Here is a 24,772-nt window from a genome sequence, read left to right as displayed (position 1 = left end):
GGTAGCCGATTGTGCTACCTTTAATTGCATTCATTTGTGCTAGAACCCAATATCCTCGATAAACACTCATGCTATAAATAAGTGCTATTGTTCATTTTAGAATCCTTAAATCAGACGACTTATGACTCCAAGTATTTTTGCGCGCCAGCCGTTATCACTTCGTAAGACTGTTATCGTATTGATAGCAGCCTTAATTTTGATGTGGTTTGATAGCAAAAACTCTGATTGGTTCAAGCCAGTACGTAGCACCAGTCATGCCGCCATGCAGCCAATCTATGAGCTGTCTCTATTACCAAGCTATGCCAAGCATTGGGCTGGTGGCAGCCTGCAGTCAAAAGAAGCACTGCGTCGCGAAAATATGCAGCTAAAGTCGCAATTGATACACGCGCATGCCAAGCTACAACAGCAAGATTATATCTTGGCGCAGAACGCACGTCTGCAAGGTATCTTATCTACCACCAAGCCTGAGCAGTTTGATCTTAATTTGGCGCAAGTCATCGGTACAGATACCAATTTGCTCAGACAGATTGTGGTGCTTAACAAAGGTGAGCAAGATGGCGTACAAGTTGGGCAAACGGTCATCGATGAAGATGGTGTATTAGGACAGATTATCAATGTCTACCCGAATACTAGCCGTCTGTTGTTGATTACAGATGAGCAGCAGTCAGTTGCGGTTACTGTCAAGCGTACCGGTCAGCGTGCTATCGTCACAGGTCAAGGCATTCCATCCTCATTAAGTCTCAATTACGTATTCAAAACATCGGATGTGCGGGTAGGTGATGAGCTAGTGTCGTCAGGATTGGGCGGTCGTATTCCGGCAGGTTATCGAGTAGGGCGTATCGCGCATGTCAAAGACGAGCAAACTGATAACTTTAGAACGATCGAAGTTACTCCAGCAGCTAACTTTATTGACAATGCCTATGTATTAATACTTCAAGACAAGCTGCTAAATGAGAATAATGCTGCTGCTATTGCTCCATAGATAATGACGTAAGCCACAGTATTAACGTTTTAAAGCTCTTTCCACTTATGGTATTCACCTTGCCAATATCCAATCAACAATATAACAGCAACTATCAAACACTCGCTAAGGTAAGTACCCATGTCGTATCCTGATTCTGAGAATGCCACGGTACTATTGATAGTTGTGATTGTTCTAAGTTTCATCGCTGCATCATCACTCAATGTCTATCCATTAAGCCCAAGCATGGCCACATTGCGTCCCATGGTCATGATCATGGTGCTGATTTATTGGTTGCTGTTTCAGCCGCGCTATGTGGGTATTTTCACCGCATTCACAGTTGGACTAATTGCTGATTTATTAATGGATACCCATTTAGGGCAGCAAGCTTTTGCCGCTGTTGTAGTTGCACTGGTTATTAAAATTACCAGTATCTATGTCAGACAGTTGAATACCGTTAGCGCTTGGTTAATTGCTAGTCTAGGGCTGATTGTCTTTCAGTTAAATCTATGGATACTACAGATGTTTATTCAAAACGTCTTTGTCGCCCAGTCTGCTGTGTCATTGTTTATGAGTATCATTAGCTGGCCACTCGTACTGTTTGCTTTACGCAAGTTTTCACGTTGATAAATTATCAGTTATCAAGATTACTTTGTTTAACAGCTTAGCTTGCTCTGTATACAATACTGTACAACCACACACATCATAAATTTATAAATGAAGAGAAGATTGATGGATATCGTTTTAGCGTCTGGCTCTCCGCGTCGTCGTGAGCTACTAGAAAGAGCGCAACTAGACTTTACTATCTTAAGCGTGGATATTGATGAGACACCGTTAGATAATGAGTCGCCAACAGACTATATCGAACGCATGGTCGCAACCAAAGCCGATGCCGCGATACAACAATTAAGCGACACCTCTCAAGCAAATCACGATAGCCTTACATCACCGTTTATTATTTTGACTTCTGATACCATCGGTGTACTGTCAGACGGTAAGACAGTCTTGGTCAAGCCTATTGATCGCGAGCACGCATATAGTATGTGGCAGCGTATGTCTGATAACGTCCACGAAGTATGGACTGCCGTTCAAGCGACTCAAGTACAGCTATTGCCTATAGCAGAACGAAGCCCATCAGAACCTACACATTCCTTACAAATTATTAACCAGCAGCGAATCACTGAACGTACGGAAGTGACTTTTATACCACTGACGACACAGATGATGAGCGATTACTGGGATAGTGGCGAACCTGCTGATAAAGCAGGTGGGTATGGTATTCAAGGACTGGGTGCGGCATGGGTCAGTCGTATTAATGGCAGCTATACCAATGTCGTTGGTCTGCCACTGGCGCAAACGCTGGCACTAATCAAAGAAATGACAGAAGGCAGTAAGGACACAGTCAACCCGTTATAATGGGATATGCACATAATGACACGGTAGGGTAATGGGCAAGAGCAAGTCGCATTTGTTACACTGTCAATCTAATAGGCGATGACCGTCTAATAAGAAAGCTGAGAGATAAGAGAAAAAACTATGTCCGAAGAGCTGCTGATTAATATTAGTCCAATGGAATCCCGTGTTGCGGTTTTAGACAATGGTATTTTGGGCGAGATTTATATTGAACGACATCACAAACTGGGGTTGGTCGGCAATATCTATCTAGGGACGGTCGTACGTGTCCTTCCTGGTATGCAGGCAGCCTTCGTAGATATTGGTCAGTCACGGACCGCATTTCTACATGTTAATGATATGCAGCGTGAACCACGCCCCGTTGCAGAAAAAAACAAAGCGGCTAAGGCCACTAAGCACGAGATAAATGAGGACGATGCCACTGCCAACGCTTCTGCTGATAGCTTGGCTGTGACACCGCCTATTGTCAGTGCGCAAAGCACAGAAATAGTACCAGCGTCTAAAACTTTGATTCAGCATCGTTTGCATGAAAGTCAGCGTATTTTGGTACAGGTAACTAAAGACCAGCTGGGGAGCAAAGGTGCTCGTCTAACGACTAACATCTCACTACCATCACGTTATCTAGTATATTTGCCATCGAGTGATCATATTGGTATATCGCAGCGTATCGATGGTGAAGAAGAGCGTAGCCGATTAAAGACTGAGCTTAGTAGCTTGATGCAGACGGTCAATCTAAAAGGTGGACTGATTGCCCGCACTGCTGCTGAGCGTGTGCCTGTCGATAAGCTAGAAGAGGACATCTATTATCTATTGCAGCTGTGGCGTACTATCTGTGCTCGTCGCCAAGAGATTAATCATCATCAGAGCTCAGAGCTGATCTATCAAGAACTGTCATTACCATTACGTTCTATCCGTGACTTGGTTCACGCTGATACCGAAAAAGTCATCATTGATAATACGCAAATCTATGAGCAAGTCAGATATTTTGCCAAAGAGTTTGTTCCCTTCGTCTATGATCGTATCGTGCATTACACCGCTGAGCAGTCGTTGTTTGATGTACACCGTGTCGAAGACGACTTACGTGATGCACTAAAGCGCCGTGTCGATCTAAAGTCTGGCGGCTATCTGATCATCGACCAGACCGAAGCTATGACCACGATTGATGTCAATACAGGTTCTTTTGTAGGCGGTCGCTCATTAGAGGATACGGTTTATAAGACTAATCTAGAAGCCACACATGCTATCGCTCGACAGTTGCGCTTACGTAATCTAGGCGGCATCATTATTCTAGATTTTATCGATATGCTTGAGCAACAACACAAAGATGATGTGCTTGAGAGCTTACAGGCGCAGCTTACCCAAGATTATGCAAAAACTAAGATTACGCAGGTCAGTGAGCTTGGATTGGTAGAAATGACACGCAAGCGCACGCGTGAATCATTGGGTCAGCAGCTGTGTGAGCCGTGCTCAACTTGCCAAGGTCGCGGGTTTGTCAAAACCGCAGAAACCGTTTGTTTTGAGATTTTCCGCGAAATTATGCGCTGCGCACGCACTTATAACTCTCCCAAAAAGTTCACAGTAGTGGCTCATGCGGCAGTCATTGATTTACTGCTTACAACAGAGTCAGACACAGTAGCCGATTTAGAGTATCTACTGGGTAGGGTCATTACTTTTGATGTAGAGAATCTATACACTCAAGAGCAGTATGATATTGTTTTAGATTAATATTATTTAAAACAAATAATAATTTTAGATGAAACTATTTGTGTGATTAGTAGCCAGTATAAGAAGGAGCATCTCTAATCATACTAGAGATTGCTCTTGCAATACCTAAAATACTATGTATAATATACACCACTGAATTATATATGCGCAGCTGAATAAAAAAAGCTGGCGCTATGACAGCTAGAGCATCGTTTCTAGCACTATTTCATTATGCCTTTGCTACTTTCCATTTAATAGGAGGGTTGGCGGGGCTTTAAACTATTTTGCTTTTGGCACGCTATAAGTTCGGATAAAGAACTCATTCTGGTTAAGAACAGAAGGCCGCTTTAAGTGAATATTTAACCAAACTGCTTTTGATCATGGTCTTGCGACGCAAGAATGACAAAGGCACATATTAGGAGCTTGCTGGCATGGCTAACCAGAGAATCCGTATCCGTCTTAAGTCTTTTGATCATCGTCTGATTGATCAATCTGCACAAGAGATTGTTGATACTGCAAAGCGCACCGGTGCGCAAGTTTGTGGTCCTGTACCGTTGCCGACTCGCATTGAGCGCTTCAACGTTCTAACCTCACCACACGTTAACAAAGACGCTCGTGACCAGTACGAAATCCGTACTCATAAGCGTATGGTTGATATCGTTCAGCCAACTGACAAAACTGTGGATGCGCTAATGAAATTAGATTTAGCGGCGGGTGTTGACGTTCAAATTGCTTTGGGTTAATGCACATTAAACACCCAACCCATTAATATAAGATATAAAGAGGTCTAAAATGGCGATCGGTTTAGTCGGTAAAAAGTGCGGCATGACCCGTGTCTTCACTGAAACAGGCGCATCTATCCCTGTAACAGTTGTTGAGGTCGATGCAAACCGCATTACTCAAGTAAAAAATACTGATGTAGATGGTTATCAAGCCATCCAAATTACCACAGGTACTCGTCGTGACAGCCGCGTAACAGCTGCACAAAAGGGTCACTTCGCTAAAGCTGGTGTTAAAGCTGGCCGTGGTGTTTGGGAATTCCGTGCCAACGAAAGCGATCTTGAAGGTCGTGAGATTGGTGGCGAGATTCTAGCTGACTTGTTCGAACAAGGTCAGATGGTTGATGTGACAGGACAGAGCAAAGGTAAAGGTTTCCAAGGCCCTGTTAAGCGTCACAACTTTAGTATGCAAGATGCTACTCATGGTAACTCAGTGTCTCATCGTGCGCATGGTTCAACTGGTCAAAACCAGTCACCAGGTAAAGTATTCAAAGGCAAGAAGATGGCGGGTCAGATGGGTAACAAACGTGTTACCGTTCAGGGCCTAGAAGTGATTTCGGTTGATGCCGAAAAAGGGTTACTTGTCATCAAGGGTGCTATCCCAGGTGCCACCGGTGGCGATGTTATCGTACGTCCGTCAGTCAAAGCCTAAGCAAGGGGATTAACGTGGATTTAAAAACAGTTACAGGTGCGGCGGTTGAGCTTTCTGATACGGCATTTGGTCGTGAATTCAACGAAGCACTAGTGCATCAAGTCGTCACCGCTTATTTAGCTGGTGCTCGCCAAGGTACACGCGCACAAAAAACACGTGCCGAAGTTTCTGGCGGTGGTATTAAGCCATGGCGCCAAAAAGGTACTGGTCGCGCTCGTGCGGGTTCTATTCGTAGCCCAATCTGGCGTTCAGGTGGTCGTGCATTCGCTGCAAAACCACAAGATTGGTCACAGAAAGTAAACCGTAAAATGTATCGCGGTGCGATGCAGTGCATCCTAGCAGAATTGATTCGTCAAGAGCGTCTGATTTTGGTAGAAGAGTTGAGCGTTTCTGGGCCGAAAACCAAAGAACTGATTGCTAAGTTAAACGATTTGAATGCACCTCGTGCACTAATCGTTACTAAAGAAGTTGATGAAAACTTATACTTAGCTGCTCGCAACATTCCACACGTCAATGTACTTGGTGCAAATGAAGTGGACCCAGTGAGCTTGATCGCATTTGATAAAGTGATCATGTCAGTTGAAGCTGCGAAACAATTTGAGGAAGCACTAGCATGAATAACGCAAGACTTTATCAGGTCTTAAGAGGGCCTGTATTCTCAGAAAAATCTCAAATGCTTGGCGACTCACTTGGTGTGCAGGTATTTAAAATTGATTCTAATGCTACTAAGCTTGAAGTCAAGAAAGCAGTTGAGTTGATGTTTGAAGGTGTTGAAGTTACTAAAGTAAACACTTTGAATGTTAAAGGTAAGACAAAGCGTTTTGGTAAAAGCATCGGCCGTCGTAACGACTACAAAAAAGCCTATGTTACCTTAAAAGCTGGTCAAGATGTACAAATGGCTGATGCTGGTGAAGAAGTAGCGAATACTACTGATTCTACTAGTGAAACAGCGAATAACGAATAAGGATTACACTCATGCCTATCGTAAGAGCAAAGCCAACATCACCAGGCCGTCGTTTTGTTGAAAAAGTAGTGCATCCACACCTGTACAAAGGTCGTCCGTTTGCAGCACTTCTAGAATCAAAAAGCAAGTCAGGTGGTCGTAACAATAATGGCCGCATTACTACTCGTCACATTGGCGGTGGTCATAAGCAACATTATCGCATTATCGATTTCAAACGTACTAAAGACAATATCCCAGCAACGGTAGAGCGTATTGAATACGATCCTAACCGTACTGCTCATATTGCTCTACTTAAGTATGCTGATGGCGAACGTCGTTACATTATCGCTGCTAAGAAACAAGTAGTTGGTGATACAGTAATGTCAGGCGAGACTTCTCCAATTCGTCCAGGTAACTGCTTACCGCTAAAAAACATCCCATTGGGTACTGTGATTCACAATATCGAACTTAAAATCGGTAAAGGTGCACAGATGGCTCGTTCTGCGGGTGCTAGCGTTCAGTTACTAGGTCGTGACGGTGTTTATGCTATTCTACGTATGCGTTCTGGCGAAACTCGCCGTGTACACGTAAATTGCCGCGCTGTTATTGGTGAAGTTTCTAACACTGAAAACAACTTGAAATCACTTGGTAAAGCCGGTGCTTCACGTTGGCGTGGTGTTCGTCCTTCTGTTCGTGGTGTCGCTATGAACCCGGTTGATCACCCACACGGTGGTGGTGAAGGTCGTAACAAAGGTCGCCATCCAACCAGCCCTTGGGGTCAGAAGTCTAAAGGACTTAAAACGCGTCACAATAAGCGTACTGACAACATGATCATCCGCCGTCGCGCCAAGAAGAAATAAAGGAAGAATTTCATGCCTCGTTCATTGAAAAAAGGTCCATTCATAGACGCGCACTTGTTTGCTAAAGTTGAGAATGCTATTGACACCAACTCACGCAAGCCAATTAAGACTTGGTCGCGCCGCTCGATGATTCTGCCACAAATGGTTGGCCTAACTTTATCTGTTCACAACGGCCGTACTCATGTACCGGTTATCGTGAGCGAGCAGATGGTTGGTCATAAACTAGGTGAATTTGCCCCGACTCGTACGTATCGTGGTCACGGCATTGACAAAAAAGCTAAGAGATAAGGTGCTTACCATGGAAGTAACTGCAAAATTACGCGGTGCCGCCATATCGGCACAAAAAGTTAGACTCGTTGCTGATGAAGTTCGTGGCAAATCTATTGAGCGTGCTTTGGATATCCTAACGTATAGCAATAAAAAAGGCGCTGTGTTTGTTAAGAAATGCCTTAACTCAGCCATCGCCAATGCCGAACATAATCACGGCTTGGATATTGACGACCTAAAAGTCGCTACTATCTATGTTGATGAAGGCATTACGCTAAAACGTATCCTACCACGTGCCAAAGGCCGTGCTGATCGCATCAGCAAGCGTACTTGTCACATCACTATAAAGGTAGGAGAATAAGTTATGGGTCAAAAAGTACATCCAATCGGAATTCGTCTTGGTGTTGTAAAAAAGCATAACGCAAACTGGTATGCTAACCCTAAACAATACTCAGAATACCTAATCAACGACATTCAAGTTCGTGAATATCTACGCAAAAAGCTAGACAACGCTATGATCAGCAACATCATGATCGAGCGTCCTACTGGCGCTGCTAAGATTACCATCGCCACTGCGCGTCCTGGTATTGTTATCGGTAAGAAAGGCGAAGATATCGAAAGACTTCAAAAAGAATTGACCAAAATTATGGGCGTACCTGCTCAGGTCAACATTGAAGAAATCACGTCACCTGACCTTGATGCACGTTTGGTAGCAGACGGCATCGGTAGCCAGCTTGAGCGTCGTGTTATGTTCCGTCGTGCGATGAAACGCGCGGTACAGAACAGCATGCGTTCTGGTGCTAAGGGTATCAAGGTTGAGCTGTCTGGCCGTCTAGGCGGTGCTGAGATTGCTCGTAGTGAATGGTACCGTGAAGGTCGTGTGCCATTGCATACACTCCGTGCTGATATTGACTATTCGTCAATTCGTGCAGAGACAACTTACGGCACCATCGGTGTTAAAGTTTGGATTTTCCGTGGCGAAATCCTTGACGGTATGAACAGTGTATATAATCCCGTCAAAGAAGAGCAGACTCGTGCGCCAAAACGCCGTGGTCGTGGAAACCGTCGAAACTCAGACAGAGGTTAAACTATGTTACAGCCAAAACGTACCAAGTTTCGTAAAATGCACAAAGGTCGTAACACTGGGCTAGCTCATCGTGGAAGCACCGTTGCATTCGGACAAATTGGTCTAAAATCATTGACGCGTGGTCGTATGACAGCTCGTCAAATCGAAGCAGCACGTCGTACCATCACTCGTAAAATTAAGCGTGGCGGTAAGATTTGGATTCGTGTATTCCCTGACAAACCAATTACCAACAAACCATTAGAAGTACGTATGGGTAAAGGTAAAGGTCCAGTAGAATATTGGGTATGCGAAATCAAACCTGGTAAAGTGCTATATGAAATTGAAGGGGTACCAGAAGAGCTTGCACGTGAAGCTTTCACGCTTGCTGCAGCAAAACTGCCCTTTAAAACTACCATTGTTAAGCGGACGATAATGTAATGAAGATCAGTGAATTACGTGATAAATCATTAGAAGAACTGACCCAGTTACTTGATGAAAAGCAACTTGATGCTTTCCGTATTCGTATGGCTAAAGCAACTGGTCAGTTGGGTAATACCCATGAAGTCAGAGGCAATCGTCGCACGATTGCTCAGATTCAGACTTTGATTAACGAGAAACAACGAGGCGACTCATGAGCGATAACAATCAAACAGCTAATGCTAGCGTATTGACAGGAAGAGTTGTCAGCGACAAGATGGACAAGTCCATCACAGTTTTGATTGAACGTCTTGTACGTCATCCTTTGTATGGCAAACAGCTTCGTCGTTCTACAAAAATCAAAGCTCATGATGAGAATAATGTTTGCCAACAAGGCGACCTTGTCCGCATCAAAGAAACGCGTCCAATCTCAAAAACTAAGTCTTGGACTTTAGTTGATGTGGTTGAAAAAGTAGAAAAAATCTAAGTAAATTGCATTAAAAGCCAGAAGCTGTTAAAATAGCCGCCTTTTTAAGGATGCTGATTGCGCCGAGCGTATATCACTCACATTAAGAGTAGCAGCGGTTATTTATATTAAAATGCCGACTACTCATACTGTGCTAGCGGCAGCAACTGGTTTTTATTGCTCATACGTGTGGAGTAACGCTATGATTCAGGTTGAGTCAATGCTGGAAGTTGCAGACAATAGCGGTGCAAGGCGAGTTCAGTGCATTAAAGTACTGGGTGGCTCTCATCGTCGTTATGCATCAGTTGGCGACATTATTAAAGTAACGGTTAAAGAAGCCATTCCTCGCGGTCGTGTTAAAAAAGGCGACGTGATGAATGCAGTAGTTGTACGTACCAAAAAAGGCGTTCGTCGTCCTGATGGTTCTGTTCTGCGTTTTGATGACAATGCTGCGGTATTGTTGAACCAAAACAAAGCACCGATTGCAACTCGTATTTTTGGACCGGTAACTCGTGAACTACGTGGTGATCAGTTTATGAAAATTGTATCCCTAGCACCAGAAGTATTGTGAGGTAATCCATGTCAAAATTACGTAAAGGCGATACAGTTATCGTGATTGCTGGGAAAGACAAAGGCAAGCAAGGTACTGTACAAGCTGTAAAAAACGATCGTATTAAAGTTGAAGGCATTAATATTGTTACTAAACATCAGAAGCCAAATCAGGCAACTGGCGTTGAAGGTGGCATTCTTAAGCAAGAAGCTTTTCTGCATATCTCAAATGTCGCAATCTTAAATGCGCAAACCCAAAAAGCAGACCGTATTACTTATCAGTTTGGCGAAGACGGCAAGAAACAACGCGTCTATCGTTCAAGCGGTGAAGTAGTGGCGACTGCGTAAGACACTAAGGGTGTAATGGTAATGGCAAGATTAAAATCTTTATATAACGATGAACTAAAGCAGCAAATCAAAGAAGAGCTTGGTTTGGCAAATGTGATGCAAGTGCCTAAAATCACTAAAATCACACTTAACATGGGTGTAGGCGGCGCGTCTCAAGACAAGAAATTGTTGGAAGGTGCTGTAGCTGATATGACCGCGATTGCTGGTCAAAAACCTGTTGTCACCAAAGCGCGTAAATCAGTTGCTGGCTTTAAGATTCGTGAAGAATGGCCAATTGGCTGTAAAGTAACGCTACGCGGTGAGCAAATGTACGAATTTTTAGATCGTCTCGTTGCCATTGCAATTCCTCGTATTCGTGATTTCCGCGGTTTTTCACCTAAAGCCTTTGACGGACGTGGTAACTACTCATTGGGTATCAAAGAACAAATCGTATTCCCAGAAGTAGATTTTGACAAGATTGATCGTATCCGTGGTATGGATGTGACAATCACTACGTCAGCTCAATCTGATGAAGAAGGTCGTGCGTTGCTTAAAGCATTCGGCTTCCCATTTAAATAAGGTAAAGACGTTATGGCAAAGAAGAGCATGATTAACCGCGAATTAAAGCGCGAAAAAATGGTTGCTAAATATGCTGAAAAGCGTATCAAGCTAAAAGAAACTATCAGTGATATGACTGCAAGTGACGAAACTCGTATGGAAGCGATGTTAGAGCTACAAGCTCTTCCACGTAACTCATCACCAGTACGTCTGCGTAATCGTTGTGCTATCACCGGTCGTCCTCACGGTTACTTCCGCAAGTTTGGCTTGTCACGCAATATGCTGCGTGAGCGTGTCATGCAAGGCGATGTGCCTGGTGTTCGTAAAGCAAGCTGGTAAGGAGTAACTATATGAGTATGCAAGATACCGTTGGGGATATGCTAACCCGTATCCGTAACGCACAAATGGCTAACAAAGTATCGGTAGCAATGCCGAGCTCTAAATTACGTAAATCAATTGCTGATTTACTAGTTAGCGAAGGTTATGTGGCTAGCGCTGTTGTTGCTGAAGAAGAAAACAACAAAGCAACCCTTACTATTGAATTGAAATATTTCGAAGGCCGTGCTGTCATCGAAACTATCCAACGTTATAGCCGTCCTGGTTTACGCCAGTTCCGCGGTAAAGACGCTATCCCTACTGTTAAGCAAGGTATGGGTGTTGCTATCGTATCTACTAGCCAAGGTATCATGAGCGATCGTGCTGCACGCGCTGCTGGTATCGGTGGTGAAATCGTCGCATTTGTAGCGTAAGCTATACGACGATGAAGTCTATTTGATGGTTGTTAGGCTTCTATCGGTTGAGTAATATTAAATTATTTTGAATTGATAGATGTCTAACACAGTCAACTATGCTAAACTAACACGCTTTTTAGCCTGTTAGTTTTTTCGCTAATATAAAGAAGTTAAATTTTTTAAGGAATATTCCTATGTCTCGTGTGGCTAAAGCCCCAGTGACGCTGCCAAACGGCGTAAGCGTTACTTTGAACGATCGGCAGGTCGAAGTTAAAGGCAAGAACGGTTCTATGTCTTTACGCCTGCATGAATTGGTCGAGCTGAAACAGGAAGATGATGCTATCATTTTCTCACCTACAGTCGATTCAAAAGAAGCTATGATGCACACTGGCACCATGCGCGCTCTTGTTAACAACTATGTTACTGGCGTAAATGAAGGCTTTGAAAGACGTCTTCAGTTGATTGGTGTTGGTTATCGCGCGCAAGTTACTGGTAACAAGGTAACCTTGAACGTTGGTTATTCTCATCCAGTAGAGTATACGTTACCTGAAGGTGTATCAGCTGAAACACCAACGCAAACTGAAATTGTTTTGAAATCAAACAATAAACAGCAGCTTGGTCAAGCAGCCGCCAACATCCGTGGTTTCCGCCCACCTGAGCCTTATAAAGGTAAAGGTATTCGTTATAGTGACGAGCATGTGATTCGCAAAGAAGCTAAGAAAAAATAAGGTGAGTTGAAATGTTTGATAAAAAAGCAGCTCGTCTGCGTCGAGCTAAGAAAACACGCGCGCATATCCGTTTCTTAGGCGTTCATCGCTTAACGGTTAACCGCACGTCAAAACATATTTATGCCCAGATTATCTCTCCAAATGGTGGTGAAGTGATTGCTCAGGCATCTACCTTAGACAGCAGCTTGCGTTCAGGCGCGACTGGTAATGCTGATTCAGCAACGTCTGTAGGCCAAATGATCGCAGAACGCGCAAAAGCAGCTGGCATTACTAAAGTTGCCTTTGACCGTAGTGGTTTCAAATATCATGGTCGAGTTAAAGCTTTAGCAGAAGCTGCTCGCGAAAACGGATTGGAGTTTTAATCATGGCTAGAAATGATAAAAATGATAAAAATGAACAGACTGACGGTCTAGTAGAACGCTTAGTTACCGTTGATCGCGTAGCGAAAGTTGTTAAAGGTGGTCGTATTTTCTCTTTCACTGCATTGACTGTAGTGGGCGATGGCAATGGTCGTGTAGGTTTTGGTCGCGGTAAAGCACGTGAAGTGCCAGCTGCTATCCAAAAAGCACTAGAAGCTGCCAAACGTAATATGATTACTGTTGAGCTAAATGATGCAACTTTGCATCATCCAATCAAAGCACGTCATGGTGCTAGTAAAGTCTACATGCAACCTGCATCTGAAGGTACTGGCGTAATCGCTGGTGGCGCAATGCGTGCTGTATTAGAAGTTGCTGGTGTCAAAGATGTTTTGACTAAATGTTATGGTTCTACCAATACTGCTAACGTTGTTCGCGCAACGTTTAACGGTTTACGTGATATGTCAACTCCAGAGAAGATGGCAGCTAAACGTGGTAAATCTGTAGACGAAATCTTGGGTTAACTTAGACTAGGTGAGTTACGATGAAAAAAATGAAAGTCACTCAATTTAAATCGGGTGCCCATCGCCTAAAGAGCCACAAAGCGAGCTTGAAAGGATTGGGTTTACGCCGTATTAATCATACTGTAGTAGTAGAAGATACTCCTTCGACTCGTGGTATGGTCAATCGCGTTAACTACATGGTAAAAGTGGAGGAAGCGTAATGGGTCTTAGATTAAATGAATTATCACCAGGTGTTGGCGCAAAGAAAACTGCCCAACGTCGTGGTCGTGGTATCGGTTCAGGTCTTGGTAAGACTGGTGGTCGTGGTGTAAAAGGTCAGAAATCTCGTTCAGGTTCTAGCATTCGCTCAGGATTTGAAGGTGGTCAGATGCCTTTATATCGCCGTCTACCAAAATTTGGTTTTACCAGTAAACTGGCTATGAAGACTGCTGAAGTACGTCTTTCTGAACTGAATAAAATTGAAGGCGATGTAGTTAGCCTTGAAACACTTAAAGCTGCTAACCTTATCCGTCACGATATGAAACGTGCTCGTGTAATGCTATCAGGCGAAGTCACTAAAGCTTATACTTTCAAAGGTATTAAAGTGACTAAAGGTGCTAAGCAAGCTATCGAAGCTGCTGGTGGTAGCATCGAGGAGTAGTAACGTGTCAAAACAATCAATGTCATCGGCTGGTATACCGCTTAATCCATTCGCATTTATACGTAAGTATGATGAGTTATGGACGCGTTTATTATTTTTAATCGGCGCATTGATTGTTTATCGTTTAGGGTCACATATTCCAGTTCCGGGTATCAACCCAGTTAACTTGGCTGATCTGTTTTCGCGCAACGAAAACACCATTTTGAGCATGTTTAATATGTTCTCAGGTGGTGCGCTAGAGCGTATGTCTATCATGGCACTTGGCATTATGCCATATATCTCAGCATCGATTATCGTACAGATGATGTCTGCAGTATTGCCATCGCTTGAAGCCCTCAAAAAAGAAGGTGAAGCGGGACGACGCAAGTTAAACAAGTATACCCGTCAGGGAACGCTTGCTTTAGCCCTAGTACAGTCATTAGGAATGTGTGCCGGCTTAATCAGCCAAAACCTTACTTTATCTACTGGTCTTACCTTTTATATTCCAGCTGTTACTTCTTTGGTAGCAGGCGCAATGTTCTTAATGTGGCTTGGTGAGCAAATTACAGAACGCGGCGTAGGTAATGGTATTTCAATGCTCATTTTTGCGAGTATTGTGGCTGGTACTCCAGGTATCATTTCGCAGTCTATTGAACAGGTCAATCAAGGTCAGATGAACTTGATTGTGCTATTTATTTTTGTACTGCTAGGTATCGCGGTTACTGCGGGTATCGTTTATATTGAACGTGCTCAACGCCGTGTTCCTGTGAACTACGCACAAAAACAGCAACAAGGTCGCAAAATTTATGCTCAGCAGCAATCACATTTGCCGCTTAAGCTAAATATGGCAGGGGTTATCCCAGCTATTTTTGCCAGTTCTTTGTTATTGTTTCCTGCAAGTTTAGGGCAGTGGGTCGGTCAATCGACTGATCCTACCTTTGTACAGAAAATACTTCAAAATATGGCATTGGTGTTGTCTCCAGGACAGCCGCTATATTTAGTACTGTTTGGCGCAATGATTATCTTCTTCTGTTATTTTTATACGGCATTGGTATTTAGTCCGCGTGAAGTAGCAGAGAACCTTAAACGTAGTGGTGCGTATATCCCAGGTATTCGCCCAGGACAACAAACTCAGCGTTACCTCGATCATGTATTAAACCGACTGACCTTTATTGGCGCGATGTATATGACGGTTATTTGTTTAATGCCAATGGTCGTCCAGTCATCGTTTGGTGTGCCGTTTCAACTCGGTGGTACGTCTTTACTGATTATGGTGGTTGTGGTAATGGACTTCATTTCGCAGATTCAAGCGCATTTGATGACCCATCAATATCATGATCAGACGTTAATTCAATCGCCCACTCAACCTTAAATGAGCGGTACGATATTTCAAGGAGCATGCTATGAAAGTTCAAGCATCAGTTAAAAAGATTTGTGGTAGCTGTAAAGTTGTGCGCCGTAAAGGCCGTGTACATATTATTTGTACAGCAGAACCTCGCCACAAGCAACGTCAAGGTTAATATTTAGTATTAGAAAACATCTAGTTTTCGCTGCTAATTAAATTAATACTTGAAAAATAACGGCGGATGCGATATCATCCGCCACTTGCCGTGTTTATACAAAATCTTTTATAATAGAATCGATGAGCAGACTTATAGTCAAAACATCGATAATGACTATAAAAGCTCTAGTATTAACAGCAACAAATCTGAAGAGTAAAGCCTTATCGCTAGATAACGCTTATTTTTCTTTAATGGAGAGAAATCAATGGCTCGTATTGCCGGCGTAAACATTCCGGATAATAAGCATGCTGTTATTTCACTAACTTACATCTTTGGTGTAGGTCGTACCACTGCTCAGAAAATCTTAGAAGCAGTTGGCATCGCCCCTACTACTAAAGTCAGTCAGTTAGATGATACACAGTTAGATGCTATCCGTGCACAAGTTGCAAACTACATGACTGAAGGTGACCTTCGTCGTGAAGTTTCAATGAACATCAAGCGTTTAGTTGATCTTGGTTGTTACCGTGGCATCCGTCATCGTCGTAACCTACCAGTTAGAGGTCAGAACACCAAGAACAACGCTCGTACTCGTAAGGGTCCGACACGCCCTCTCAAAAGATAATTAACTTAGGAAGCTAAAAGATGGCAAAAGACACTCGCAGTCGCAAAAAGGTGGCTCGTCGTTCAGTATCGGAGGGCATTGCCCATATCCATGCGTCTTTTAATAACACCATTGTTACGATTACCGATCGTCAAGGTAATGCATTGGCTTGGGCCACTTCAGGTGGACAAGGCTTCCGTGGTTCACGTAAATCTACACCATTTGCAGCTCAGGTTGCAGCTGAAGTCGCTGGTAAAGCGGCCCAAGAATATGGTGTTAAGAATATCGATGTTTTGGTCAAAGGACCAGGACCGGGTCGTGAGTCTGCGGTAAGAGCACTAGGTGCATTGGGTTATAAAGTTAACAGCATCTCTGATGTAACCCCAATCCCACACAATGGTTGCCGTGCGCCGAAAAAGCGCCGCGTCTAATATTAAAGACGAAGCTTTTTATACTAAAAGCTTATAGGAGACATAACAATGGCCCGCTATATTGGACCAAAACTGAAATTATCACGTCGTGAAGGTACGGATTTAGGCCTTAAGTCTGGCGTTAAACCGTATGACGTAAAAACGAAGAAAGCTGGTCGTCCACCAGGTCAGCATGGCGTAAGCCGTAACAAGACCTCAGAATATGCTCTACAGTTGCGTGAAAAGCAAAAAGTTAAGCGTATTTATGGTGTACTAGAGCGTCAATTCGCGAACTACTATAAAGAAGCTGCTCGTAAGCGTGGCGCTACTGGTGAAAACCTACTAGCAATGCTTGAGAGCCGCCTAGATAACGTTGTATATCGCATGGGCTTTGGCTCAACTCGCGCAGAAGCACGTCAGCTAGTCAGTCATCGTACTGTTATGGTAAAAAAAGCTGGCCGTGATGAGTTTGTTCGTGTGAACATTCCTTCAATTCAGCTTCAAGATGGTGATGTCATCGCTATCCAAGAGAAATCTCGCGAACAACTACGTATTAAAAACGCTATCGAATTAGCGACACAACGTGGTATTCCAGAATGGCTTGATGTTGACCACAGCAAACTACAAGGCACGTTTAAACATGCGCCTGATCGTATTGATCTACCTGCTGAAATCAACGAAAGCTTGATCGTTGAGCTATACTCTAAGTAATGACGTAATGCTCAATGTTATGAAAATGGCATTGAGCAATTAACGTTAATTAAACCAGTTTAATAAATCGAGGTGACATCATGATGCTAAATGCAACTGAGTTTCTAACGCCGAATGCCATTAATGTGGATACGGTTAACGAAACGATTGCGAAAGTCACGCTCGAACCGTTAGAACGCGGCTTTGGGCATACCCTAGGTAATGCTCTGCGTCGCATCTTGTTATCTTCATTACCTGGCGCTGCAGTCATTGAAGCTGAGATTGATGGTGTTGACCATGAATACTCAACGCTTGAAGGCCTGCAAGAAGACGTACTTGATTTGCTTTTGAACCTAAAAGGCTTAGCAATTACGCTTCATGACCAAAATGAAGTATTTTTGACCTTGGATAAACAAGGTCCAGGCACTATCACTGCTGCAGACATCGCGTTGCCGCACAATGTTGACATCATCAATCCAGAATTGGTCTTGGGTACATTGAGCGATCGTGGGCATCTTAAGATGCGTTTGCGTGTAGTGATGGGTCGTGGATATGAGCCAGCAAACCAGCGCCGTGAAGATGGTGATACTAAAGCAATTGGACGCTTAAAGCTTGATGCAAGTTTTAGTCCTGTGCTTCGTGTTGCTTATCAGGTTGAGAACGCTCGTGTAGAGCAGCGTACTGATCTTGATCGTCTTATCATTGAGCTTGAAACTAATGGCACTATAGATCCAGAAGAAGCAATTCGTAAAGCAGCCACTATTTTACAACAACAGATTTCTATCTTTGTTGACCTAGAAGCTGAAGAAGCGCCTGAGCCTGTGAAAGAGAAAGAAGAGGTTGATCCGGTGCTATTACGCCCTGTGGACGATCTTGAACTAACGGTTCGCTCAGCCAACTGCTTGAAAGCTGAAAACATTTACTATATCGGTGATTTGGTACAGCGTTCAGAGACTGAACTTCTAAAAACCCCAAATCTTGGTAAGAAATCATTGACAGAAATCAAGGACGTATTAGCGTCTAAAGATTTAGAGCTCGGTATGCGCCTAGATAACTGGCCACCAGCTGATTTACGTGTTGATGATCGCTTTTCTTATCGTAGCCGTTAAACTTTAAGGATTTTTGACTATGCGCCATCGTAAGAGTGGAGTCAAGCTGGGTCGTACCGGCAGTCATCGTAAGGCAATGTTTCAGAACATGACTAACTCATTATTTGAGCATGAACTGATTAAAACAACTTTACCAAAAGCTAAAGAACTACGTCGCGTTGCCGAGCCATTGATCACTATGGCTAAAGAAGACAGCGTTGCTAACCGTCGTTTAGCATTCAGCCGTATGCGTAGCAAAGCTATGGTAGGCAAATTATTTGGCACGTTAGGTCCTCGTTACCAGACGCGTCCAGGTGGTTATTTGCGTATCGTAAAATGCGGTTACCGTGATGGTGACAATGCGCCAATGGCTTATGTAGAATTGGTTGATCGTGACTAGTTTTGCACCTAAGACATATTTCATAAAAAAGCTCCAATGTAATTGGAGCTTTTTTTTGTCTTAAATTTGACTAAATATACTAGTAGTTGTTTAAAGCAATAATTAGCTGCTTAGAGTAATAACGAATCTACATTGGCCGCACCTTGTCTGATAACTTCAGGAACGCTGCTAGTCATATCCACGATAGTAGTAAGCTTAGTTGTCTTTATACCTGCATTGATGAGACCGTCGATTTGATTGCCTAGCAAATCTTCAATCTCAAATGGGTCATCCAAAATATCGTCTCGATTAGGCAAAATCAGTGAGCTGGTTAAGATAGGTTCATCCATCGCTTCTAACAATGCTTGAGCAATAGGGTTACTAGGTACACGGATACCAATGGTTTTTTTCTTTGCATGCGCCAGTTTTTTCGGTACGTCTTTGGTGGCAGTAAGAATAAAAGTAATTGGGGCAGGGGTGTGGGCTTTCAGCTGTTTAAATTGTACATTATCAACTGTTGCATAATTGGCAATCTCTCTCAGATCTCGGCACAATAGCGTAAATTGATGCTTATCATCGAGTTCACGGATTTGCTTAAGCTTAGCTAGGGCATCCTTTGCTCCCAAACGGCAACCAAAAGCGTAACTGGTATCAGTTGGGTAAATAATTAACTGATCTCTGCGCAATAGGTCAGCGGCTTGCTCAATGAGACGTGGCTGCGGATTATCGGGATGAATATAGAAGACTTCCATAGTGGTTCCTTATTTTATAATTATTGGTTTTTAATTGAGACAAATTTTTCATTAGTTAGATGTAGTTCAATTACTAGATACATTAGAAAAACTACTCTAGAACTAAAGTAGATCGATATCTTCAAAATACTACTTCAGTTATCAGTATAGCTCAAAGTAGATATAAGTTTAGTGGCAAGGCGTTACCAACCGTAGAAAATCGTTAATAAGTAGGAACGCTTAGTAATTTAAACTAAGCGCTGGTTTCAGATGAAGAAGTGCAAGTGCTAAGTAACGCAGTCAGTAAAGTCTTAGCGTCACGCGGCAGAGTATGAGGTTTGGCTATATAGCTTTCTACTTGCTGATAGACATCACTAGCAAAGGTGCTACTACTAGTGTCGAAGTCGGCAAACAAATTATCTTGTGAGACTTGGAAATTTCGTCCACACGCCAAGGTAAATAGACACTCTAATGCTTGAGGTTTAATTTCTACACGCTCAAATGCCCGCTGCTGAGCTGCTGATCGTCCATCTGGCGCATACCAGTAGCCAAAGTCAGATAGTTGTCTACGAGCGTCACCAGCTACGCACCAATGACTCAGCTCTAGTAAACTCTTAACTATAAATGTACATTACTAAGTTATTGATTGATAAAGAAGTAATTGTAATGATGTAAAATCAGCTTCTTGATAAAAAAATGTACAATATTCCTCATAAAAGGAGATATTGTACATTAAGTGAGTCATTGGAATTATCACTTTTCAAAGCACTAAGAAGCTTATATTAGCCGTGTATATACAATCGAGACATATCAATATTTTATTTTTGATGAATAGATCGGGACTTTTTGTTGGTTCTTCTCTTAGTAGATATTCTTTGTTTTTTCAATAAAATTGGGAAGGCTAGAATATTTACTATAGTTATCATCGGCTGAATAGTAGCCTGATGAATATACTTCACATGACTGCTTTGAAATTTTAAAATTAAGTAAGTATGAATTTGCAATATGTAGTTAATAAACTAATTATCCCTTAACGTAGAAAAATCTGTATGCATTAATGTTTCTAAAGCTATTCTAGCCGTAGGAGGAGGATTCGTAATCATCTCTTGATAATTAACTTCTAAGTTTTTTAGAAACACCTCTGATATCGGTCGACCTGAAAAATCATCAAAGCTAGGTGAAAAATGTATACCTATAGCTTCACACATAGCCTTTTCTAAGCCTTGAGGTCTTGCTTCAACCAATTGAAATAGCTCTTGCTCTTCACTTGTTCTACCACATTCAGTATACCAGTAACCATAGTCATCTAATTTGCGTCGTTTTTGCCCTGCCAAACAGTAATGAGCAATTTCATGTAATAGGCTTCTTGGGTAGTTTTCTTTAAAAAAGATCTTCGCATTTGTATCTGCTTTTGGCGCTTCATAGTAGGGTTCATCTACTCCACCAATTATGGTTAGAGTAGGAAAAAGATGTTCAAATAAAATTTTTAGTTTGTTACACAAATGATCGTCATTCATAGGAATACTTTTAAGGCATCTTAATAGCCGTAATATGAGAAATAAAGCTTTAGAGAGGCTTTATTCATAGATTGTATTTGAGCTAAACAGGAACAAGATTAAGCTATTTATTAGATCTTTTCACTAATCTTATATGTGGAGAATCTGCTAACTCTCTTTGAAGTTCAAAATTCTGTCTTAGAATGTTAAGATAATCTTGCATTATAATGTCATATTCTTCTTTTATCATGTCGTATTTCAAATTAGCTTTGATTTTGAGCTCTTTTTCATGTTTTAACTTAGTAGAAGTATTAGGTTTTTCTTGAGCACGATTTTTGCGTTCTTCTTCCGCTTTTGTTATTGCTTCGCAAAGTTCTGGATATCTCTCATTACGGACATACCCTTTTCCTTTACCTGCCTCTCTACCTACAGCGTCTCTAGTAAACTTAAACCGTGATGACTTTGTATTGACAATTTTGGCTGTACCATCTTGTAGACGATTCAAAGCATCCCAATAAGCCTGTTCTGCCTGGCTAGTTTTCATGTTATTTCTCTTGATTTACTTCTAATACTGAAAGAAGACTGTCTATTTTTTTAATACTCACTTCGTATTCATGATGAACACGCTTTGGAATATCTAAAGTGAGTTGAGACTTATAAAAATCTTTAGTTTGTAGCAAAATACTTTTGGATTCTGGTGAAAACACCGCATTTTCACAGCTAATACAAGCAGATGCCAATACACCAGCACCTTTATCACAAGGTTTAATAGACATACATCCGCCAACTAAAGTAGATCGATAACGAATTTTGCCATTTTTGACTGCTTTCTTAGTACTATTTCTATTATCTAAGAACTTAGGAAGCTTATTCTCTACTTTTCTTTTTTGTAGATTTTTACCAGCTGCACCAGTTAGTGTCACCCTGCTATCTAACAATTCATGCAAATTATCTGACTCTACTCTTGCTTGGGCCTCCTGCCATTCCTTTTGCATAGCTTTGACTTCAGGGCCGTTGCCTAAAATATTTATCGCTCTAGAGTTTGAGTCCGTGTAATAGACTGTCATCATCATGCTTATATGTTTTAGCTGGGATTTAAGAGTAGGATATGAAACATAACCACTAGAAGCAGCATACACGGCTAAGGAGCGTCTAAACTGATGAAAGCCTAAAGGCCAAGGCTTACCTAATTTAATATTATTAGATATTTCATCGCCGTATAAAAATTGACTGACTTCCTTTAAGTCTTGTTCTGAAATTAATAAGTGCTCTGATGACATTATTTTTTGAATGAGGTTGCTATTTAAGGCAGTTGTTGCATAATCAAAATGCGGATGAGGCTTTCCAGATTTCCCATTTTCAATTGAAAAAAACAACGGTAACTTACTCTCATCTTCTGCCACCTGACTCTTATTAGCAGACCAGTTCAAAGCTCCTTGAGTGATAAATTTAGCTGCTTCAAAAGCTTCTTCAACAATTGAACCTGTTACCCATTTTGTAAATCTTGGTACTCCATTACTTTCCAATTTTGTTGTAGTTGACCATACTACAGGTATATTCCCAGTATCGGAATGAATATGTCTTAGCCCGTTGAAAGGGATAGATAGTAATTCATTTTTACGCATACCTGTAAACGCAGCTATAACAAAAGCGCTTTTCATCTGTATTTGACCTAAGCTGATTGTTAAACTTAACCAATTAGCATTCTTGATGATGTTTAAATCTGTTAATTCTGCTAAAATCTTAGTTAGCTTTGTATCTGTCTTCAAAGCAGTTTGCCAATAAAATCTGATTAAGCTTTTTTGTGATTTAGTAAGCTTACTCATAGGTACACTCTGATCTAATCTTAATGCTTCATCTCTTACTTTAGTACGTGCAGAAAAAACATATGAGATCTGCTCAGCGTGCTTATTAAAAACCTGCAAACTTTCAATGGTATCTTTTAGCAGGTTCTGATAAATACGTGAAGGAATGATCATGGTTTGAAGACTTTGAGAAGTCTCAGGGAAAGATTTTCTAGTCTTTCTTAGTTTGCTTGAAAATTCTTTTGAAGGTTGCATGTTACACCAAAAATTACTTTGATTTAAAACAGATGCTGTATCAATAAATCTTTGTATCTTGCCTAAATGCAAACCTATTTGTTTCTCCGTCGAACTATTAGTTACTAGGAAGTCGATTGCACTACTGTCAGTAAATATATTATTAAAGTCAATATTATTGTTTACACAGTAACTAATTAGGAAGGATATAGCGACTATATCACTATTCAATTTTGACATAGAACATCCATTCATCTCACAATTCCAATTGAGAGTAAATACCTTCAAAAACTTAACTGCTGATTTGAATTTTTTGCCGTCGGTATTAATAGATGAGGATAGGTTCCGAATTTTAGTTCTAAAATTAATAGTTCTATGTGAATTGCTAGTAGCACTATAGTCCCAAATATCATCAGAGAATAATGATAAAGCATCTCCACTCTTGGAAAGCGTTACAATCAAACCAGATGATGGGTTTTCGATTAGGTCTTTAGATATTGGTTGTATCTCTTTAACGAGGGGTTCACGCATCATTGTCTTGGTCATAAACTTAAGCTTTTTCTGTTAGATTCTGAGGCTACAGTGAGAAAATTTATATGCTCATCCCAATACTCATTATAAATTTGCATTTTTATTTTTTGTTCAGCATCATCAACGAGTTCAATTACTCTATTATCTTTTCCTTTAAGAATATTGATAATCTCGTCAATTCTAAATAGTGATGGTTCTATAGAGAGAAGATGATATTCAGGATCATCACGAATCATAGAAGACTTTAGTAGAGCCTCCTTCAAACTTAATAGTTTATGTATATCTTCAAAATCTATATGAATTGCAAAAAATTCACAGAACAAACAACTTTCAAATGTAGCACAGGAAGGGTTGGGGGCTTCATTATTAAAGCCCAATGCCTTAACAGGATCATTATCTGATAGGTTAGAACAAGATCCTGCTGGTATTTTCTCCGTATCATAGTTAGTTGAAGTCTTGATAGATATAGTTTGTTCATTAGTTCGATTAGACCTAAGAACTGCGGTAATCATTTTTTCGTGATAATGATTCATCTCTATTGCTTGAGACTCAATATCGATCGAAGTGTAAGATTTAGCTACTGTAGTTAAAGAGTTATTCAACTTCCTAGCTACTAATGACAAATTTCCTTTAGAATGTTTTATGTAGTATTCCGCACATAGGTTTCTAATGTCTCTAGCAGTAACCCTTTTAACCCCTTTAAAAAGTGGAGTATTGTCGTCAATAGAACTGACAGAGCTACGTGCAAAACGCTTTAATTGACGATGTTCTCCAATACGCATAAACAAGTATTCTTGACAGTCTCCAGGAAGATGAAGGTTATCAACCCACTCTCTAAGTTTCAAATACTGTATGAGATAACGTTTTAAGTGAGAAGGAGCGGAAAATTCAATCTGTCTACCTGCTCGATATTTATGTTTTTTAGCAAAAGTTGATAAGCCAAGGTTTTCCAAATTTAAATCAGATATTTTCAAATCAAGTGTGGGTTGTATATTAGCAGCAGTGAAAGAAAGGTAAATGTAATAAAAGCAATATGTACATAGGTTATAAGCATAAATTTTTCTAGAGTCTAAATTCTCATTGATCCATGTATTTCTGTTGTTTATTAATGTGTTTTTATAGAAATCTTTCTTAGTATGCTCACAATTATAATAATTTGATAAAGCATTTTTTACCTCATTAAAGGGTAAGGGTTCACCACTATTGTAGAAGCAATTAGGTAGTTTCTTTATGCCATATTTTCTAGTTGAATCCCAATAATAATCATTACTTGATGATTTTGCTAAAGTAATATAGTCAGTCCAAAATAGAAAAGGTACAATGCTTTTAAACCAAGCAAAGAGAAATATAAAAGATGACCTACTCAGCAGATTTTCGAGCACAAG

The 24,772-nt window shown here is 41.3% G+C and carries 37 protein-coding genes and 1 pseudogene; 32 read left to right on the top strand and 6 right to left on the bottom strand.

The genetic code is table 11. The annotated features are described in order from the left end of the window. Positions 1 to 121: 121 nt before the first annotated feature. From mreC to rplQ, 32 genes are all read left to right on the top strand, one after another. Positions 122 to 982 (top strand): rod shape-determining protein MreC, encoded by an 861-nt coding sequence (mreC, locus tag ACQKCG_RS12485; protein WP_102077941.1) that lies wholly within the window; start codon positions 122 to 124, stop codon positions 980 to 982. Positions 983 to 1,102: 120 nt separating this feature from the next. Next, positions 1,103 to 1,588, top strand: coding sequence for a rod shape-determining protein MreD (gene mreD / locus ACQKCG_RS12480; protein ID WP_102077940.1), 486 nt, complete (start codon positions 1,103 to 1,105; stop codon positions 1,586 to 1,588). Positions 1,589 to 1,693: 105 nt separating this feature from the next. Continuing rightward, positions 1,694 to 2,377: a Maf family protein gene (locus ACQKCG_RS12475; protein ID WP_201556164.1), complete on the top strand. Its 684-nt coding sequence runs from the start codon at positions 1,694 to 1,696 to the stop codon at positions 2,375 to 2,377. 120 nt (positions 2,378 to 2,497) lie between these two features. After that, a complete protein-coding gene (locus ACQKCG_RS12470; RefSeq protein ID WP_102094166.1) occupies positions 2,498 to 4,099 on the top strand; it encodes an Rne/Rng family ribonuclease in 1,602 nt (533 codons plus the stop codon). 410 nt (positions 4,100 to 4,509) lie between these two features. Then, positions 4,510 to 4,821: a 30S ribosomal protein S10 gene (gene rpsJ / locus ACQKCG_RS12465; RefSeq protein ID WP_010196670.1), complete on the top strand. Its 312-nt coding sequence runs from the start codon at positions 4,510 to 4,512 to the stop codon at positions 4,819 to 4,821. 49 nt (positions 4,822 to 4,870) lie between these two features. Further along, positions 4,871 to 5,509: a 50S ribosomal protein L3 gene (gene rplC, locus ACQKCG_RS12460; RefSeq protein WP_057758696.1), complete on the top strand. Its 639-nt coding sequence runs from the start codon at positions 4,871 to 4,873 to the stop codon at positions 5,507 to 5,509. Between the two features lie 14 nt (positions 5,510 to 5,523). Further along, complete coding sequence (gene rplD, locus ACQKCG_RS12455) at positions 5,524 to 6,126, top strand: 50S ribosomal protein L4 (protein ID WP_201556163.1); 603 nt, start codon at positions 5,524 to 5,526, stop codon at positions 6,124 to 6,126. Next, on the top strand, positions 6,123 to 6,473 hold the full coding sequence (gene rplW / locus ACQKCG_RS12450; protein ID WP_057758700.1) for a 50S ribosomal protein L23: 351 nt from the start codon (positions 6,123 to 6,125) through the stop codon (positions 6,471 to 6,473). The genes rplD and rplW overlap by 4 nt, the downstream gene beginning before the upstream one ends. 11 nt (positions 6,474 to 6,484) lie before the next feature. Beyond that, on the top strand, positions 6,485 to 7,312 hold the full coding sequence (rplB, locus tag ACQKCG_RS12445; protein ID WP_057758702.1) for a 50S ribosomal protein L2: 828 nt from the start codon (positions 6,485 to 6,487) through the stop codon (positions 7,310 to 7,312). Between the two features lie 12 nt (positions 7,313 to 7,324). Then, complete coding sequence (gene rpsS / locus ACQKCG_RS12440; RefSeq protein WP_058368265.1) at positions 7,325 to 7,600, top strand: 30S ribosomal protein S19; 276 nt, start codon at positions 7,325 to 7,327, stop codon at positions 7,598 to 7,600. Positions 7,601 to 7,610: 10 nt separating this feature from the next. Continuing rightward, positions 7,611 to 7,940, top strand: a complete 330-nt coding sequence (gene rplV / locus ACQKCG_RS12435; RefSeq protein ID WP_021813373.1) for a 50S ribosomal protein L22 — start codon at positions 7,611 to 7,613, stop codon at positions 7,938 to 7,940. A 3-nt stretch (positions 7,941 to 7,943) separates the two neighbouring features. After that, positions 7,944 to 8,666 carry a 30S ribosomal protein S3 gene (gene rpsC / locus ACQKCG_RS12430; protein ID WP_057758704.1) on the top strand — a complete coding sequence of 241 codons (723 nt, stop codon included), beginning with the start codon at positions 7,944 to 7,946 and terminating at the stop codon, positions 8,664 to 8,666. Positions 8,667 to 8,669: 3 nt separating this feature from the next. Continuing rightward, a complete protein-coding gene (gene rplP / locus ACQKCG_RS12425) occupies positions 8,670 to 9,083 on the top strand; it encodes a 50S ribosomal protein L16 (RefSeq protein WP_010196693.1) in 414 nt (137 codons plus the stop codon). Beyond that, positions 9,083 to 9,280, top strand: coding sequence for a 50S ribosomal protein L29 (gene rpmC / locus ACQKCG_RS12420; protein ID WP_010196696.1), 198 nt, complete (start codon positions 9,083 to 9,085; stop codon positions 9,278 to 9,280). The genes rplP and rpmC overlap by 1 nt, the downstream gene beginning before the upstream one ends. Further along, positions 9,277 to 9,549 (top strand): 30S ribosomal protein S17, encoded by a 273-nt coding sequence (rpsQ, locus tag ACQKCG_RS12415; RefSeq protein ID WP_010196699.1) that lies wholly within the window; start codon positions 9,277 to 9,279, stop codon positions 9,547 to 9,549. Before rpmC ends, rpsQ begins: the two co-directional genes overlap by 4 nt. Before the next feature lie 181 nt (positions 9,550 to 9,730). Further along, entirely contained in the window at positions 9,731 to 10,099 is a 369-nt protein-coding gene (gene rplN / locus ACQKCG_RS12410; protein ID WP_010196702.1) for a 50S ribosomal protein L14, read from the top strand. A gap of 8 nt (positions 10,100 to 10,107) precedes the next feature. Beyond that, complete coding sequence (gene rplX / locus ACQKCG_RS12405) at positions 10,108 to 10,425, top strand: 50S ribosomal protein L24 (RefSeq protein ID WP_101204866.1); 318 nt, start codon at positions 10,108 to 10,110, stop codon at positions 10,423 to 10,425. A 21-nt stretch (positions 10,426 to 10,446) separates the two neighbouring features. Next, positions 10,447 to 10,983, top strand: a complete 537-nt coding sequence (rplE, locus tag ACQKCG_RS12400; protein ID WP_101204865.1) for a 50S ribosomal protein L5 — start codon at positions 10,447 to 10,449, stop codon at positions 10,981 to 10,983. A gap of 12 nt (positions 10,984 to 10,995) precedes the next feature. Then, entirely contained in the window at positions 10,996 to 11,301 is a 306-nt protein-coding gene (rpsN, locus tag ACQKCG_RS12395) for a 30S ribosomal protein S14 (protein ID WP_010196705.1), read from the top strand. An 11-nt stretch (positions 11,302 to 11,312) separates the two neighbouring features. Next, complete coding sequence (gene rpsH / locus ACQKCG_RS12390) at positions 11,313 to 11,711, top strand: 30S ribosomal protein S8 (RefSeq protein ID WP_101204864.1); 399 nt, start codon at positions 11,313 to 11,315, stop codon at positions 11,709 to 11,711. Positions 11,712 to 11,887: 176 nt separating this feature from the next. Then, complete coding sequence (rplF, locus tag ACQKCG_RS12385; protein WP_057758710.1) at positions 11,888 to 12,421, top strand: 50S ribosomal protein L6; 534 nt, start codon at positions 11,888 to 11,890, stop codon at positions 12,419 to 12,421. A gap of 11 nt (positions 12,422 to 12,432) precedes the next feature. Next, entirely contained in the window at positions 12,433 to 12,783 is a 351-nt protein-coding gene (gene rplR / locus ACQKCG_RS12380; RefSeq protein WP_057758713.1) for a 50S ribosomal protein L18, read from the top strand. A 2-nt stretch (positions 12,784 to 12,785) separates the two neighbouring features. Next, the gene (gene rpsE / locus ACQKCG_RS12375; protein ID WP_057758716.1) at positions 12,786 to 13,301 is read left to right on the top strand and encodes a 30S ribosomal protein S5; all 516 of its coding nucleotides are present in this window, start codon (positions 12,786 to 12,788) and stop codon (positions 13,299 to 13,301) included. Positions 13,302 to 13,321: 20 nt separating this feature from the next. Then, positions 13,322 to 13,501 (top strand): 50S ribosomal protein L30, encoded by a 180-nt coding sequence (rpmD, locus tag ACQKCG_RS12370; RefSeq protein WP_057758718.1) that lies wholly within the window; start codon positions 13,322 to 13,324, stop codon positions 13,499 to 13,501. Continuing rightward, a complete protein-coding gene (rplO, locus tag ACQKCG_RS12365; RefSeq protein ID WP_057758719.1) occupies positions 13,501 to 13,941 on the top strand; it encodes a 50S ribosomal protein L15 in 441 nt (146 codons plus the stop codon). The genes rpmD and rplO overlap by 1 nt, the downstream gene beginning before the upstream one ends. A gap of 19 nt (positions 13,942 to 13,960) precedes the next feature. Beyond that, positions 13,961 to 15,292, top strand: a complete 1,332-nt coding sequence (secY, locus tag ACQKCG_RS12360; protein WP_180958160.1) for a preprotein translocase subunit SecY — start codon at positions 13,961 to 13,963, stop codon at positions 15,290 to 15,292. Between the two features lie 31 nt (positions 15,293 to 15,323). Next, a complete protein-coding gene (gene rpmJ, locus ACQKCG_RS12355) occupies positions 15,324 to 15,440 on the top strand; it encodes a 50S ribosomal protein L36 (protein ID WP_010196721.1) in 117 nt (38 codons plus the stop codon). 247 nt (positions 15,441 to 15,687) lie between these two features. After that, positions 15,688 to 16,044: a 30S ribosomal protein S13 gene (gene rpsM / locus ACQKCG_RS12350; protein WP_021813384.1), complete on the top strand. Its 357-nt coding sequence runs from the start codon at positions 15,688 to 15,690 to the stop codon at positions 16,042 to 16,044. A 20-nt stretch (positions 16,045 to 16,064) separates the two neighbouring features. Next, a complete protein-coding gene (gene rpsK, locus ACQKCG_RS12345; protein ID WP_010196728.1) occupies positions 16,065 to 16,454 on the top strand; it encodes a 30S ribosomal protein S11 in 390 nt (129 codons plus the stop codon). 48 nt (positions 16,455 to 16,502) lie between these two features. Continuing rightward, positions 16,503 to 17,144: a 30S ribosomal protein S4 gene (gene rpsD / locus ACQKCG_RS12340; protein WP_057758723.1), complete on the top strand. Its 642-nt coding sequence runs from the start codon at positions 16,503 to 16,505 to the stop codon at positions 17,142 to 17,144. A gap of 80 nt (positions 17,145 to 17,224) precedes the next feature. Then, complete coding sequence (locus ACQKCG_RS12335) at positions 17,225 to 18,232, top strand: DNA-directed RNA polymerase subunit alpha (RefSeq protein WP_021813386.1); 1,008 nt, start codon at positions 17,225 to 17,227, stop codon at positions 18,230 to 18,232. Positions 18,233 to 18,251: 19 nt separating this feature from the next. Continuing rightward, positions 18,252 to 18,611 carry a 50S ribosomal protein L17 gene (rplQ, locus tag ACQKCG_RS12330; RefSeq protein ID WP_021813387.1) on the top strand — a complete coding sequence of 120 codons (360 nt, stop codon included), beginning with the start codon at positions 18,252 to 18,254 and terminating at the stop codon, positions 18,609 to 18,611. 110 nt (positions 18,612 to 18,721) lie between these two features. Here the strand turns inward: rplQ and ACQKCG_RS12325 are convergent, their stop codons facing one another. The 6 genes and pseudogenes from ACQKCG_RS12325 to ACQKCG_RS12300 form a co-directional block, all read right to left on the bottom strand. Continuing rightward, positions 18,722 to 19,342, bottom strand: a complete 621-nt coding sequence (locus tag ACQKCG_RS12325; RefSeq protein ID WP_201556162.1) for an L-threonylcarbamoyladenylate synthase — start codon at positions 19,340 to 19,342, stop codon at positions 18,722 to 18,724. 232 nt (positions 19,343 to 19,574) lie between these two features. After that, positions 19,575 to 19,946, bottom strand: a pseudogene (locus ACQKCG_RS12320) (elongation factor P hydroxylase); the annotation flags it as partial. A gap of 394 nt (positions 19,947 to 20,340) precedes the next feature. Continuing rightward, positions 20,341 to 20,838, bottom strand: coding sequence for an elongation factor P hydroxylase (locus ACQKCG_RS12315; protein WP_057758727.1), 498 nt, complete (start codon positions 20,836 to 20,838; stop codon positions 20,341 to 20,343). Between the two features lie 103 nt (positions 20,839 to 20,941). Further along, positions 20,942 to 21,361 (bottom strand): hypothetical protein, encoded by a 420-nt coding sequence (locus ACQKCG_RS12310; protein WP_057758729.1) that lies wholly within the window; start codon positions 21,359 to 21,361, stop codon positions 20,942 to 20,944. Position 21,362: 1 nt separating this feature from the next. Continuing rightward, positions 21,363 to 23,402 (bottom strand): hypothetical protein, encoded by a 2,040-nt coding sequence (locus tag ACQKCG_RS12305; protein ID WP_057758731.1) that lies wholly within the window; start codon positions 23,400 to 23,402, stop codon positions 21,363 to 21,365. Continuing rightward, the coding region (locus ACQKCG_RS12300) for a hypothetical protein (RefSeq protein WP_427585420.1) at positions 23,399 to 24,772 on the bottom strand (1,374 nt) is incomplete at its 5' end. The genes ACQKCG_RS12300 and ACQKCG_RS12305, both read right to left, overlap by 4 nt.

The sequence above is a fragment of the Psychrobacter sp. NPDC078929 genome (assembly GCF_050267985.1).
Taxonomy (GTDB): Bacteria; Pseudomonadota; Gammaproteobacteria; order Pseudomonadales; family Moraxellaceae; genus Psychrobacter.
The sequence above is the reverse complement of the archived record's forward strand: the minus strand, read 5'-3'. Positions and strand labels throughout refer to the sequence as shown.

Bases quoted from the DNA above. Each gene is read 5' to 3' on its own strand.
- mreC (WP_102077941.1), top strand. From the start codon at position 122: ATGACTCCAAGTATTTTTGCGCGCCAGCCGTTATCACTTCGTAAGACT.
- mreD (WP_102077940.1), top strand. From the start codon at position 1,103: ATGTCGTATCCTGATTCTGAGAATGCCACGGTACTATTGATAGTTGTG.
- ACQKCG_RS12475 (WP_201556164.1), top strand. From the start codon at position 1,694: ATGGATATCGTTTTAGCGTCTGGCTCTCCGCGTCGTCGTGAGCTACTA.
- ACQKCG_RS12470 (WP_102094166.1), top strand. From the start codon at position 2,498: ATGTCCGAAGAGCTGCTGATTAATATTAGTCCAATGGAATCCCGTGTT.
- rpsJ (WP_010196670.1), top strand. From the start codon at position 4,510: ATGGCTAACCAGAGAATCCGTATCCGTCTTAAGTCTTTTGATCATCGT.
- rplC (WP_057758696.1), top strand. From the start codon at position 4,871: ATGGCGATCGGTTTAGTCGGTAAAAAGTGCGGCATGACCCGTGTCTTC.
- rplW (WP_057758700.1), top strand. From the start codon at position 6,123: ATGAATAACGCAAGACTTTATCAGGTCTTAAGAGGGCCTGTATTCTCA.
- rplB (WP_057758702.1), top strand. From the start codon at position 6,485: ATGCCTATCGTAAGAGCAAAGCCAACATCACCAGGCCGTCGTTTTGTT.
- rpsS (WP_058368265.1), top strand. From the start codon at position 7,325: ATGCCTCGTTCATTGAAAAAAGGTCCATTCATAGACGCGCACTTGTTT.
- rplV (WP_021813373.1), top strand. From the start codon at position 7,611: ATGGAAGTAACTGCAAAATTACGCGGTGCCGCCATATCGGCACAAAAA.
- rpsC (WP_057758704.1), top strand. From the start codon at position 7,944: ATGGGTCAAAAAGTACATCCAATCGGAATTCGTCTTGGTGTTGTAAAA.
- rplP (WP_010196693.1), top strand. From the start codon at position 8,670: ATGTTACAGCCAAAACGTACCAAGTTTCGTAAAATGCACAAAGGTCGT.
- rpmC (WP_010196696.1), top strand. From the start codon at position 9,083: ATGAAGATCAGTGAATTACGTGATAAATCATTAGAAGAACTGACCCAG.
- rpsQ (WP_010196699.1), top strand. From the start codon at position 9,277: ATGAGCGATAACAATCAAACAGCTAATGCTAGCGTATTGACAGGAAGA.
- rplN (WP_010196702.1), top strand. From the start codon at position 9,731: ATGATTCAGGTTGAGTCAATGCTGGAAGTTGCAGACAATAGCGGTGCA.
- rplX (WP_101204866.1), top strand. From the start codon at position 10,108: ATGTCAAAATTACGTAAAGGCGATACAGTTATCGTGATTGCTGGGAAA.
- rplE (WP_101204865.1), top strand. From the start codon at position 10,447: ATGGCAAGATTAAAATCTTTATATAACGATGAACTAAAGCAGCAAATC.
- rpsN (WP_010196705.1), top strand. From the start codon at position 10,996: ATGGCAAAGAAGAGCATGATTAACCGCGAATTAAAGCGCGAAAAAATG.
- rpsH (WP_101204864.1), top strand. From the start codon at position 11,313: ATGAGTATGCAAGATACCGTTGGGGATATGCTAACCCGTATCCGTAAC.
- rplF (WP_057758710.1), top strand. From the start codon at position 11,888: ATGTCTCGTGTGGCTAAAGCCCCAGTGACGCTGCCAAACGGCGTAAGC.
- rplR (WP_057758713.1), top strand. From the start codon at position 12,433: ATGTTTGATAAAAAAGCAGCTCGTCTGCGTCGAGCTAAGAAAACACGC.
- rpsE (WP_057758716.1), top strand. From the start codon at position 12,786: ATGGCTAGAAATGATAAAAATGATAAAAATGAACAGACTGACGGTCTA.
- rpmD (WP_057758718.1), top strand. From the start codon at position 13,322: ATGAAAAAAATGAAAGTCACTCAATTTAAATCGGGTGCCCATCGCCTA.
- rplO (WP_057758719.1), top strand. From the start codon at position 13,501: ATGGGTCTTAGATTAAATGAATTATCACCAGGTGTTGGCGCAAAGAAA.
- secY (WP_180958160.1), top strand. From the start codon at position 13,961: ATGTCATCGGCTGGTATACCGCTTAATCCATTCGCATTTATACGTAAG.
- rpmJ (WP_010196721.1), top strand. From the start codon at position 15,324: ATGAAAGTTCAAGCATCAGTTAAAAAGATTTGTGGTAGCTGTAAAGTT.
- rpsM (WP_021813384.1), top strand. From the start codon at position 15,688: ATGGCTCGTATTGCCGGCGTAAACATTCCGGATAATAAGCATGCTGTT.
- rpsK (WP_010196728.1), top strand. From the start codon at position 16,065: ATGGCAAAAGACACTCGCAGTCGCAAAAAGGTGGCTCGTCGTTCAGTA.
- rpsD (WP_057758723.1), top strand. From the start codon at position 16,503: ATGGCCCGCTATATTGGACCAAAACTGAAATTATCACGTCGTGAAGGT.
- ACQKCG_RS12335 (WP_021813386.1), top strand. From the start codon at position 17,225: ATGATGCTAAATGCAACTGAGTTTCTAACGCCGAATGCCATTAATGTG.
- rplQ (WP_021813387.1), top strand. From the start codon at position 18,252: ATGCGCCATCGTAAGAGTGGAGTCAAGCTGGGTCGTACCGGCAGTCAT.
- ACQKCG_RS12325 (WP_201556162.1), bottom strand. From the start codon at position 19,342: ATGGAAGTCTTCTATATTCATCCCGATAATCCGCAGCCACGTCTCATT.
- ACQKCG_RS12315 (WP_057758727.1), bottom strand. From the start codon at position 20,838: ATGAATGACGATCATTTGTGTAACAAACTAAAAATTTTATTTGAACAT.
- ACQKCG_RS12310 (WP_057758729.1), bottom strand. From the start codon at position 21,361: ATGAAAACTAGCCAGGCAGAACAGGCTTATTGGGATGCTTTGAATCGT.
- ACQKCG_RS12305 (WP_057758731.1), bottom strand. From the start codon at position 23,402: ATGACCAAGACAATGATGCGTGAACCCCTCGTTAAAGAGATACAACCA.